At 68.5% G+C, this 11,629-nt stretch carries 11 protein-coding genes; 2 read left to right on the forward strand and 9 right to left on the reverse strand.

Annotation, left to right across the window (positions count from 1 at the left end; genetic code table 11):
- The first annotated feature begins 256 nt into the window (after positions 1–256).
- Positions 257–550: a hypothetical protein gene (locus tag AC0VYL_RS01335; protein ID WP_475482071.1), complete on the forward strand. Its 294-nt coding sequence runs from the start codon at positions 257–259 to the stop codon at positions 548–550.
- Positions 551–772: 222 nt separating this feature from the next.
- Complete coding sequence (locus AC0VYL_RS01340) at positions 773–2,134, forward strand: outer membrane protein assembly factor BamB family protein (RefSeq protein WP_475482072.1); 1,362 nt, start codon at positions 773–775, stop codon at positions 2,132–2,134.
- Positions 2,135–2,340: 206 nt separating this feature from the next.
- Here AC0VYL_RS01340 and AC0VYL_RS01345 read toward each other — a convergent pair whose 3' ends face one another.
- From AC0VYL_RS01345 to AC0VYL_RS01385, 9 genes are all read right to left on the reverse strand, one after another.
- On the reverse strand, positions 2,341–3,441 hold the full coding sequence (locus AC0VYL_RS01345; RefSeq protein ID WP_475482073.1) for a hypothetical protein: 1,101 nt from the start codon (positions 3,439–3,441) through the stop codon (positions 2,341–2,343).
- Between the two features lie 340 nt (positions 3,442–3,781).
- Positions 3,782–5,983 (reverse strand): serine/threonine protein kinase, encoded by a 2,202-nt coding sequence (locus AC0VYL_RS01350; protein ID WP_475482074.1) that lies wholly within the window; start codon positions 5,981–5,983, stop codon positions 3,782–3,784.
- Positions 5,984–6,048: 65 nt separating this feature from the next.
- Positions 6,049–6,396, reverse strand: a complete 348-nt coding sequence (locus tag AC0VYL_RS01355; RefSeq protein WP_475458253.1) for a hypothetical protein — start codon at positions 6,394–6,396, stop codon at positions 6,049–6,051.
- 14 nt (positions 6,397–6,410) lie between these two features.
- On the reverse strand, positions 6,411–6,704 hold the full coding sequence (locus AC0VYL_RS01360; RefSeq protein ID WP_431868344.1) for a WXG100 family type VII secretion target: 294 nt from the start codon (positions 6,702–6,704) through the stop codon (positions 6,411–6,413).
- 43 nt (positions 6,705–6,747) lie between these two features.
- Positions 6,748–7,086 carry a hypothetical protein gene (locus tag AC0VYL_RS01365; RefSeq protein ID WP_475458256.1) on the reverse strand — a complete coding sequence of 113 codons (339 nt, stop codon included), beginning with the start codon at positions 7,084–7,086 and terminating at the stop codon, positions 6,748–6,750.
- Positions 7,087–7,336: 250 nt separating this feature from the next.
- Entirely contained in the window at positions 7,337–7,891 is a 555-nt protein-coding gene (locus tag AC0VYL_RS01370) for a hypothetical protein (RefSeq protein ID WP_475482075.1), read from the reverse strand.
- 55 nt (positions 7,892–7,946) lie between these two features.
- Positions 7,947–8,456 (reverse strand): hypothetical protein, encoded by a 510-nt coding sequence (locus tag AC0VYL_RS01375; RefSeq protein WP_475482076.1) that lies wholly within the window; start codon positions 8,454–8,456, stop codon positions 7,947–7,949.
- Between the two features lie 46 nt (positions 8,457–8,502).
- The gene (locus AC0VYL_RS01380; protein WP_475482077.1) at positions 8,503–11,115 is read right to left on the reverse strand and encodes a TPR repeat domain-containing protein; all 2,613 of its coding nucleotides are present in this window, start codon (positions 11,113–11,115) and stop codon (positions 8,503–8,505) included.
- Between the two features lie 66 nt (positions 11,116–11,181).
- Positions 11,182–11,502 carry a hypothetical protein gene (locus AC0VYL_RS01385; RefSeq protein ID WP_475458263.1) on the reverse strand — a complete coding sequence of 107 codons (321 nt, stop codon included), beginning with the start codon at positions 11,500–11,502 and terminating at the stop codon, positions 11,182–11,184.
- Positions 11,503–11,629 lie beyond the last annotated feature (127 nt).

The raw sequence follows: 11,629 nt of genomic DNA on the forward strand, positions 1-11,629 counted from the left end.
GGGGTCGGGTGGGAGTTGAAGTAGGGGCGTCGAGACCGAAGAAGGCTAACGTGGGCTCTCCGAATCGGTGGAACGGCACCGATCGGCTCTGCGACAGGGATGTCGTTCCCCACTCGCAAAGCACGAACTCTCCCCCGGAGCCGAAGCGCTCTTCCTGGAGGTAGGGACCGGAAACCAACGGCATGAGTTACTCATCGCCCCTGAGATAGGAGAGGAGATCAAGGGCGCGGCCTACCAGAACCGGGAACGTCACCGCGTGGGGTTGCTCGACGACGGCTACGTCGAGACCGCCGTTGACCATGACAAGGGCACGGTCGAGTACTGGCACATGTCTTTCGGCGGCGAGGAACTAGCCAATCTGGAGACTCACCAGCGTCCGGCCGAAGGTGACATCGACCCGGGCCTGCTTGTAGGGGAGGGGGTGCTTCGGCCGGACTTCCTGACCGAAGCGGACCTGGACCGTGGATCGATGAACATCGAGTTCGCACGCTGGGACGCCTCGGGCGGCCCTCTGGTTCTGAACGTTGACATGACCGCGAACAAAGAGTGATGGATCAGGTCCGAGGGCGGCGCGATGACTCTTCCCGACGCTCCTCGTCTGGCTACGGTGCCTGGGGCCGTGGTGGTGACGGAGGAGAACCCAGGTCCATGGACCGTGGTCGGACTGACCTCACACCGCTTACCCGTGGATCTCACGGTGGTGACAGAAGTGGTGTGTTGGATGATGTGTCTCTGGAGTTGGGGCGCCGATGTCGCAGGAGGGACACGGCAGGTGACGAGGATTGATGTGTGTTCCAAGGGTGCCTGTGGTGTGGGGATCGCCGCCGCGGCGGTGGCTCTCTCCGTGGTGGCTTCAGGCTGTTCACTCCCGGCGGTTTTCTTGTCCGATGAGCAGGTGACCTACTCAGGTGAGGTCAGAGCACTTTCCCCGGTGGATGCGGTCTCGGAGGTCGCTTGGGTGTGGGAGGCCCCCGACAGCTTCGTGCTGCGGAACGTGTTGGCGGGCGTCGGGGGCGCCGTCATGGTTCTCACTGACGGGGTCGTGGGGCTGGAGGGGACGACAGGGGCCGAGCTCTGGCGGTACCGGATTCCTGATGGCACCTTGGCGTCGGCGTCGACCACCCCCGGAAAGGCGTCCGTGGTGTTGGCCTACCGGGGAGAGGACGAAGGTGACCTCGACGTGGTCGTGCTGGACACGGGAACCGGTGAGCTGCTGGCGGAGTTTCCCGTTCGTGCTGGTGGGGGCGACGGTGGGTCGTCGCTCCTGACCGACGACGCACGGCTGTCCCACTCAGGGGCAGGGAGATTCCGCGTGACCGCCGCATCGCTGGAGACCGGGGAGCCGCTGTGGGAGTTCGCGGAGGACATTCCGGAAGAAGCGGAAGAGTTCCACGCGGGTGAGGTCGTTGTCACCGCCGACACCATCGTGCTGAGCGCCGTACTCGCGGAGAGCTCCCGTGCGGAAGCGGAGGCCGGGGTTGGTCAGACTCTCTCAGTGGTAGGGCTGGACGCCCGAACGGGGGACGTCCTCTGGGAGGAGGAGTTCTCCTTCACGGCCGACAGGGTGAAACAGCCGCAGGTCACACTCTCCGATGACGGACGGGTGCTGCTTCTGGAATCGGACGACGGGAACTCTTCCGAGGCAAGGGAGCGGTGGCTGTTGGACCCCCACACCGGGGATGAACTGCCCGGATCCGCCTTCTCTGACGGCGAGGACTGGCAGCGCGTCGCTCTGCTGGGGGACGGTTACGTCGAGAAGTCCCAGGATCCGGAGGAGGTCCGGTACCAGGTGATGAACTTCGACGGTTCCCGCCGAGAGCACGTCGAGGGCTCCGTCCGGCCCGGGGAAGCGGCCATCCATCCAGGAATGGTCACCGGAGAGGGGATGCTGCGCCTGGACTACCTGACCGACGAAGTCTGGGCCCGGGGTGAGGTGAACGCGGAGTTCCTTTCCTGGGAGAACGGCGAGTCATGGTTGGTACCGGTGGATCTGTCGCCGAACGAACCGCTGTTGTTCCAGACCGAGGGCTCTATCAACGCGAACGCCGATGCCCCGAGGCTGGTGCCCGTACCGGGAGCCGTCGTCGTCGCGGAGGAGTCCGATGTGAGCATCCGGGCGGTGGGATTGTCCTGACGATCGAGATCCGGCCTCGGGCTCGTGCCTCACCTGATCCGTCGTGGTCCCTGGCTACGAGAATCGATTCGGTCGGATGTGCAGGACGAGGTCGATGAACTCCTGCCCGGTGCGGGCATCGGGGGGCACTGAACTGCCCGAGAGGTGCGATCGGCGGTGAGAAGGCGGGGACGGGGGCCGGATCAGCCGTGTGCCTGGCTCCCGTGTCAGTCGCCGGGGCTCGCCGAGGGGGCGTCCGGCGGCGGTTCCTGGGACCACCGCACCACCAGGGGCCAGCCGTCCATGGAGGTGTCGTGGTAGCGCGGGAACTTCTCCTCGGTCTCCGTCACCGCCGCCTCCTCCAGGTCGACCCGGAACCAGGCCTCCTCGGTCTGGAGCAGGATCGCGTCCCGCTCGGGCGCCAGGGTGTACTGCACGACCGGGCTGGAGGCGTCCTCCAGCAGGCGGGTCGTCCCGTACCCCTGGCCCTCGACCGTGAGCAGGTGGGCGCCCTGGAGGTCCCCGTCGCCGTCCGGTCGGAGGAGGGCCTGCTCACCGCCCCAGACCGGCGCGTCGTCGAAGGTCTGCCACTGCTCGCCACCGGTGTTGAGGGTGGCGTTCACGACGGTGCCGTTGGTCGAACGCACCACGAGGTTGCCCTCGCCCCCGGCGACCTGCTGGGTGGGGACGCTGTTGCGGATGTGCAGGGAACCGTCCGGCGTGATGGTCCAGTCGCTGGGCCGCTGTCCCTCCCCGAGAGCCAGACTGCCCTCCTGGTTGGGGGTGCCCCCCGGAGCCTCCAGCGGTACCGACTGGACCTGCGGCGGCTGGCCCTGGCCCTGCGCGGAGACGTACCAGAGCCGGTCCCCGTGGATCACCGGGTCCGACAGCGTCTCGTCCCCCGAGGCCTGGATGCTCTCGACCGGCTGGTACGAGAACTCCTCGCCCTCCTCCTCGGAGTCCTGGGGGTCGGTCAGGTCCGCCAGGTGCACGGCGTTGGGTTCGTTCGTGACGAACGCGAAGTACTGCCAGTCCTCGGAGAACCGCTTGTGCACCGGCACCGCGGGCGCCATGGGGTCCACCGCTCCGTCGGGCAGGTCGATCTGCTGGAGGGGCGCCCCGGTGTCGGGATCGTGGAAGACCAGCACCTGCTCGGTCTCCGGGTCTCCGCCCTCGAACCCCCGGTGCACCAGGGCCAGCCCCACCAGGCCGCCCTCGGTGAGCTCCTCGACCGTCTCCGGTGCTCCCTCCGAGGACCCGGAGGAGGACTCGCACGCCGTCACGGCGAGGAGGCACACAGCAGAGGCCAAGGCGAGTGAACGCCGCATGGATCGCCTTTCGGGGGAGAAGGAGGAGCGGGTGGTTCCAGGGTGTGGGATCCCCGGCGACACGTCACGGTTCTCCCCGAACCTCACGTTATCCGAGGGGCGCGGCCACGGGGCCCGGTACCCGACGACTCTCCCCCGGGTGCCCCTGGTCGCGGGGATTCACCAGCGCACAACCGTTCCGTTTTCACCGAACGAAGAGGCCGGAGCGAGAGGACCCCGGTCCATTCACCATTCGGCAACGAAATTGGAGCGGTGGGCGTGGGAAAGTCCGGACCATTCTCGTTGCCGTACGGGACGAATGGTCCCGGACTTTCCAGGTGACGGGGAGCCAGGGAGGTCGCTACTCGTCGGCGTTGGGGGAGGGGGACGGCGAGGGGTCGGGCTCGTTCTCCTCCTCTTCCTCCTCTTCCGCCGCGGCCTCCTCCTCGGCCAGGCGTTCCGCCTCGGCGGCCCGCTCCGCCGCACGGGTCGTGCAGACCTCCTCGGCGGGTGCCGCGCTTCCGTCGACGGCGACGACGACGAAGCAGTACTCGCCCTGGGTGTTGTCCGTGGGGACCTGTGCGGTCAGCGCGCCTGGGCCGGTTCTGGCCAGGGTCGCCGGGGCGTGCCCCTGTGGGCCGCCGACCACGAAGTACGAACCGGTGCCGCCGGTGTGATCGGCCCAGGAGATGGTGACGGCGCTGAGGGTGTCCTCCAGCCTGACCTCGGACGGAGGGCTGCCCTCGGGCAGGGGTGAGGGCGCGGCCACCGGTTCCGCGGGTGCCTCCTCCTCCGTCTTCGCCTCGGCCTCCTCGCTGGCCACGGTCTCGACCACGGGCTGGGAGGGGCTCCTGGCCGCGAAGGCACTGCCCACGACGGTGACCAGGAGGACCCCGCAGACCGTCACGCCGATGTGCATCTGCTTGCGCCACCGAGGGGGTTCGAGGGGAGCGGAGAGCGAGTCCCATTCCGGGTCCGAGGAACGCTCCTCGACGACTTCTTCGGTGGGCAGGTACGCGGACTCAGCGTCCCCGTTCCACCCCTCCAACCGGGCCCAGGCGCGCAGCGGGGAGACCTCCTCGCCGCGCAGCTTCGCCATCATGAGGTCGGCGGTGCTGTGCGGGGAGGCTTCCGGTACGGCCCCGTGGCGCTCCCGCTCCTCGGGAGTGGGCAGGGGGCGCTGGGGCGGGCGCAGACTCGAGGCACTGGCCAGGCGGGACCTGTCCTCCGGCGGGGTCGAGGGAGTCTGTTCGGGGCCGGTCTCCACGGGGGCCGGGGTCGGCGGGGCAGGTGGCGCGTGCGGCCCCGAGGGCGCGGACAGGTGGGAGATCTGGGGGCCGGACGGCGGCACCACGGGCGCCTGCGGACCCGAGTGCGCGAAGGGTGTCTGCGGACCTGAGGGCGGCACCACGGGCGCCTGTGGACCCGAGTGTGCGAAGGGTGTTTGCGGTCCGGAGGACGGTGCCACGGGTGTCTGTGGACCGGAGGGTACGGCGAAGGGTGTTTGCGGCCCCGAGGGCGGCGCCATAGGTGCCTGCGGCCCCGATGGTGCGGCGAAGGGTGTCTGCGGCCCGGAAGGCGGCGCCACGGGCGCCTGCGGACCCGAGGGAGCCGCCGGGGTCCAGGTGCCCGGGGAGACGGGCGGTGTCTGGGGTGCGCTGTGCGCGGGCGCTTCCTGGGGGCCCGTGGGCGTCGGGCGTGGACCAGCGGAGGCGTCCGCCGGGGCGGCGAGCATCGAGGGCTGGGCACCGCTGGGGGCCGCGGCCGGACGTCCGGACCGCGCCTTCTCGAAGGCCGCCGCGAACTCGGCCGGGCTCGCGTGTCGGTTGGCCGGGTCCTTCGCCAGGGCACGGGTGAGGACCCCGCGCAGGGAACGGGACACGTCCTGACGCGGTACCGGCGCGACCTCCTCGCCGAGGACACGCTGGGCGTAGGCCCGGGGATCGAAGGGGGTTCCGTCCGTGGTGGAGAACGGGGCCCGGCCCGTGAGCATCGTCCAGACCGTCGAGGCGAGCTGGTAGACGTCCGACGCGGCCGTGCGGGGTTCACCGCGCAGCGACTCCGGCGGTGAGTGGAGGAACGACTCCATCTGCGGGGGCGGCGGGGGCAACGCCTCCCCGACCCGGCCGATCGCGCCGAAGCCCGTGAGCACCGGGGTCCGTCCGGCGCGCAGGACGTTGCCCGGGCAGATGTCGTTGTGTAGCAGCCCCCGGCCGTGCAGGGCCCCCAGCGCCCCGGCCACGCTGCGCGCGACCGCCGCCGCCTCCTGGATAGGAGCGGGGCCCTTCCGCGCCAGCATCTCCCCGAAGGAACCGTCGGAGTAGAAGGGCGTGACCACGAAGAACTCGCCGTCCGCCGTGGTTCCGGCGTCCAACAGGGGGACCACACCGGGGACCCCGTCGAGGGTGCGCAGGTGCCCGAGCTCGGCCTGCCCCGCCTCCATCGGCAGGACCTTGAGCACGACCTCGGCGCCGCTGGTCACACGGACCGCACGGAAGATCCGGGCACGGCGTCCCTGACGAAGCTGAGTGGAGGTCTCGTACCCCGGCGCCCAGACGGACATGGGAGATCGCCCCCTTCGTGGTGGAGGCCCGCCCGGTCAGACGGAGCGGGGGATGGCGTGTGCGGTCAGGGACGGTCCGAGGGGGCCGACAGGTCGATGGCGGCGCTCCCGACCTGGCGGTTGGCTCCCCACCCTCGTTCCTCGTTGATCTCCTGCTGGCGGCCGAAGGCCCCCACCAGGGCGATGACCCCACAGATGAGCGCGATGAGGATGGCCCCGCCGATCACGGCCGGCCACACCCGCTGGCGCCGTCGCCAGTAGCGACTGGACCCGTACAGCAGCGCGGACCGGAGCTGCCGGTGCCGGAGGGCGTCCGCCTCGAGGACGTACTTCTCCTCGTCGGGCGTGTAGTGGAACGCCTCCGGAAGCTGTGGATCGGGGTCGGTGGAGGGCGGCGAAGGTGGGGAGGACATCGAAGGTCAGCCTACTAGAACAGTCCGTCCAGGTACCGGGTGAGCTTGCCGTACTTGTCCGCGGTGTCACTGGTGGCGTCGATCATCTTCGCGAACGCGGAGTTGACCTCGGAGAAGTGGGTGTCGAACTCCTGGGCCTTGGACTGGAACTGCTGGCTTCCGGAGCCCTCCCACTGGCTGACGGTGCTCTCGGACTGCTCGTTGATCTGGCTCATGATCGCGGTGAAACGACCGAGGTGCGCCTGCTGGTCGGAGGCCAGCGTCTGGAGACCGCCGACATTTCCGTAGACGTCGAACTGGGAACCCATGAGAGTGCCTTTCCTGGGGGTGGAACGGGTGGAGGAGGGAGGGTCAGGCGTTGACCGGGCGGGAGAGGCCGCCGAGGTCCTGGCCGGACGCCGAGAAGTCGTCGCTCGCCTCGCTGTCGGTGAGGTTGAACTGCTGCTGGCCCTCGTTCAGCTTGATGCCGTTCTGGCTGCACCAGGTCATGAGCTCGTCGAAGCGCTCCGTGAGGCTGTTCCGGGCCTCACGGAAGTCGTGGAGCGCCTGGCCCTGGAGGGAGTCGGCGTCGCCGCTCATGTCGTTGATGAGCTGGTTCATCTGGGTGCGGAGGCCGTCGGACTCCTGACCGAGCTGTTCGCCTCCCTGCGACAGGCTATTGACATTTTCAAGACCGGCGTGCTGGGACATCCGTACCCTTTCAAGGAATCGCTGGCGGGTGAGTTCGTGGGCCTGTCCCCCATGGGCAGGGTGTTCGTCCGCTGCTTCACGAACACGGGAGGTACGGCGCTACGGAGATTAGTAAGGGTATGACCTTTCGGTCAATGTACGTGCGTATTTCGTGACGAGGCGAATCGGGTGAGCATTCCCTCCCCGCCTCTCGCGAACCCCGGAGTTCGAGGAGGCGTCGAAGGCCCCGGAATGGAGTGGCCGGTTCCGGTCACGGAGCCCCCGTGCCGCAGTCGACGTAGTCGACGACGCTCGCCGTGTACTCGTCCTGAGTGTCGAAGGAGTCCTGGTACTCGTCCATGTAGACGTCGACGAAGTCCTTGCCACTGACGGCCTCTCCGCACCACGCGACCTCGTTCTGGTTCATCGCGGCGCCGAGGGCCCCGTCGACCTTGGCCAGGTGGATCTTGTCGTCCCAGGAGCCCTTGTCCAACTGAACGGCGTAGCCGTCCCCCTCCTCGGACACGACCCCCCAATCCAGGAGGTGGTCACGAGCGGCGCCCGTGTTCTCGACGACCTCCGTCGAGTCCCCCTCGGTGAACATCCGGTCCAGGGTGTGGACCCGCACCTCTCGTTCGACCCACTGTACGGAGACGTAGTCCTCGGGCAGACCGGACGCGGGCTCGGGGTCGGCCTCGGACGTCGAGCAACCGGACAGAACCAGTCCAGCGGAGACTGCGAGGACGGTCAGGCCGGTCGTCCGGCGTTGCCGATGGATCTCCGGGAGACGCACGGGCCGGAACGAGGCGGCACCCGTAGGCCCCATCACTGGTCCTCTCCGGCAGACGTCGAAGGCCCCGGAACGGAGCGGCCGATACCGGTCACGGAGCCCCCGTGCCGCAGTCGACGTAGTCGACGACGCTCTCCTCGTAGGCCTCGAAGCTGTCGAGGGCCTCACCGAACTCGTCCACGTAGGCGTCGACGAACTCCTCGCCGTTCACGGGGTCCCCGCACCAGGTGACCTCGTTGCGGTACATGGCGTCGTTCAACGCGCCGTCGATCCGGGACAGGTTGATCGACGTGTCCCACTCGTCCTCGTCGAGCTCGACGACGTACCCGTCACCCTCCTCCCGGACGATCCGGGACTCGAACAAGCGGTCCCTCAGGTCACCGGTGTTCTCCATGACCTCGTTGGAGTCGCCCTCGGTGAACATCCGGTCCAGGGTGCGCACCCGCACCTCACGTTCCACCCAGAACGCCGAGATGTGGTCCGGGGTCTCCTCGGCTGCCGGTTCGGTCGCGGACCCGGAGTCCGAGCAACCGGTCAGGGCCAGAGCGGCGGACACGGCGACGACCAGGAAGGCGGGCACACGGCCCTCACGGCGGATCAACGGACTCTCCAAGTGCTGTCGGGGATCGTTCACGGGAGGCTGGGCGTCAGTTCTCCTTGCTGTCCGCGAAGTAGCCCCGCGTGTCGTTGTACGCGTTGTTGTACTGGGTGATGACGTCGGTGATGCGCTTGTCACCGGTGTGGGTACGGCCGTCGGAGGTGGTGATCTCCACGTCGTCCATGATGTTGCTGACGGCCGAGTCCATCCGGTCGAGGTCCCCGTTCTGGTTGTCCTTCCAGTTCTGGGGGTTCTTCTCGACGTCGACGGTGACGGAGTCGTCGAAGACGAAGTCGTCGTCGAGGTCGTCGGAGGTGAGCGGAATGCCGTCCCGTTCGATGGTGATCGCCTCGCCGTCGAGCAGGGTGCGGAACTCCTCGGGAGTGACGACGCTGTTGAGCGTGTCGGGGGACTGCTGCGCGAGGTAGTCGAGTCCCTCGAGCCGGTAGTTGCGCTCGATGAACTCGGCCCCGGTGAAGGTCGGGTGGCGCGGGGAGACGTCGTACTCGCCGTCGATGATCGCGTTCACGATGTCGTCCTTCGCCAGCGACATCCCCTTCGAGATGCCCTGGCCGATGACGGGGATCTTCTGGGACAGGTTGCTGGCCTCGGTCACCGCGAAGCCGGCGATCTGCTCCTGGCGCTTGATCTGCTCGTCGAGATCGGCCGACCGGTCGGCCGAGTCCCTCTTCAGTCCCTCCTCGAAGAGGGCCTGGAGATGGCCGGAACCGCGCGCCGTCTGCTCGTCCTGGCCGTGCTCGAAGTACGAGGCGGCCTCGATCTGCTGGTAGATGTCGATCGAGTTGGCCACGTTCGCGGCGCTCTCGTCGTTGCCCGCGAGGAACTGCATGTACATGGCCCGCTCATCCGGGCCCATACGCACGAAGTTCGTCTCCGGGTCGAAGTCCTCGACCCCCGTGACCGGGTCCCTTCCTTCGAAGATGTCGCTGTCCGCGAAGCTGTAGATGTGGGCGTCGAAGATATCGGCCAGGCTGTCCGCGAGCGCTCCGTTGAACTGGGTGAACGAGGCGTCCGAGTACTCGTTGTCCCCCTCCGTGACGTCCACGCCCGTGTTGATGAGGGCGTCGTGCATGTCGGGGTCGGTGATGGTCCGCATGAACCCGGCGAAAGCGTCGCCCGCGCGCTGGCTCAGCTCGGGGTCCTCGCTGTGGACGTCCTCCGCGAGCCAGTCGGTGAGCTGTCGCGCGGTGTGGCCGTTGTCGTGCCACTCGAAGGTCAGGGTTCCCTCCAGGGCCTGCTTGCGCAGGTCGGCGTCGCCGTAGGGGACGCCCGGCTCCTCGTTGAGGTGCTCGCCGGTCAGGATGTAGTAGTTCGAGTCCTTGTTCCGGGAGGCCACGTCGATCATGTGCGAGACCTGCTCGGAGTCGGGCAGGACCCCGCTCGAGTCGTGGACCTCGTCCCCCCAGGCGTCCAGGAAGGCCCCGGTGGCCAGGTGGAGGTTGGTGGACAGTCCGTACCCGGCCTCCAGGTTGTCGTCCGTGTGCTCCATGAAGGCGGAGAGCGCCTTCATGTCCATGCCCAGGGAGACGGGGGTCGCGGGCATCTTGCCGTCGGCGTCGGGGTTGATCCACGGGCCCTCGACCGCGTACCGGAAGCTCTGGGGCAGGCTGTCGTAGCCGCCGCCGATGCTGGGATCCGAGAGCGCCAGGAGCCCGTCTCCGAGCACTCCGAGGGCCCGCTCGCGCTCCTCGTCGGACATGCCGGACTCGGCCATGAGCTCGGGGTAGACCATGAGGCCGCCGCCGACGCCGTCGCGGAGGTAGGGGTCCTCCAGCTGCCTGTAGAACTCCTCCAGGAAGCCGACCTCGTCGGCGCTGAACTCCGTCCCGTTCTCCTGGTGCTGCTTGGCGCTCGTCCCCAGCATGGACATCACGAGCATGAGCTCGTGGTACCGGTCATCGATGGGACGGTCGCCGGACCAGTAGGCGGCGAGGTCGTTCGCGTACTCCTCGGCGTTCTCCGGCGTGAGCTCGACGTCGTCGCCGATCAGCGACGAGTAGCGGGAGGGGTCGAGGCTGAGGAACCCCCAGCTGGCGTTGCCCGCCTCGATCAGCTTGGAGACGTTCTCGGGGGTGGGCCCCTCCTCCAGCATCCGCCGGGCGTCCTCCGCGTTCTCCTGGAGCTTGTCCCAGTTGGTCTGCTCACGGGTGACGAGCCCGTCCCGGATGGTGGAGAGCTCGTCGTACAGCTCGCGGCACCTCTTCTCGTCCCCGGCGCCCCAGTCCGTCCAGAGGAACCCGTCGGCCTGGGGGTGGGACTCCGTGATCCGGTCCCCCTGGTAGGCGGCGGGGACGGCGCCCTCCTTCTCGCTCTTGCCGTTCCGCCAGTCGGAGTTCTGGGCGTCGCGCTCGTCGTGGAAGGCCTGGACGGCGTCGGCCCACATCTCGGCCACCGAGGCCGCGTAGCTGACGGTGACGGCGGCGTCCCGCCACTTCTGGACGTCCTCCTCGGACTGCCCGCGGATGTCCCAGGCGATGATGTCGGTGAACTGCTGCGCGGCCGCGTCGAAGCCGCCCCCGAGGTCGTCGGCCCGGCCGAGCACGCGGGCGTTGAGGATCTCCAGGTCCGCTGCGCACTCGTACATGGTGTCGGGCTTGCCGAAGAATTCACGGGGGGCGAAGGCGAGGGCGATGGTGGCCACGGACATCCTCAGGGGTGGGGATCGAGCGGGTGGTGAGGGGGACGCGGGGGCTGTCGCGTCGCGGGGTCAGAAGTTGAGTTCGCGGTGGGAGGACCAGGGGTGGAAGTCCTCGGAGCTCTCCTGGTCGTTCCTGGCGATCTCTCCCGCTCCGGCCTGGATGTTGTTGGCCAGGGCGAGGCCGTGCTCCTGGAGGTCGATGAGGGCCTGGTCGGCCTCCTCCCGGAACTTGTTGAACCCGGACCGGAGGTCCTCGTGGCCGCTGGCGCTCGCCGCGTCGCCCATGAGGATGTCGAAGGCGTCGGCCAGCCCGGCCATCGCGGCGGCGAGGGTCTCCGCGTACTCGCCGCCCTCCATCGCCTCGATCGGGTTGGCGCCCGATTCGGTCATGGGGGCACTCCTTTCGGAAGAGGATGCGCACCGGCACGATGAACCGGCTTCCGCTGTCTCCGCTGTGGGGGAGATGAGGTCAGGATCGACTGTTGCGACGACGATGAGGCAACGAGGGTTTCATACC

The organism is Nocardiopsis sp. iso_238, assembly GCF_056173325.1.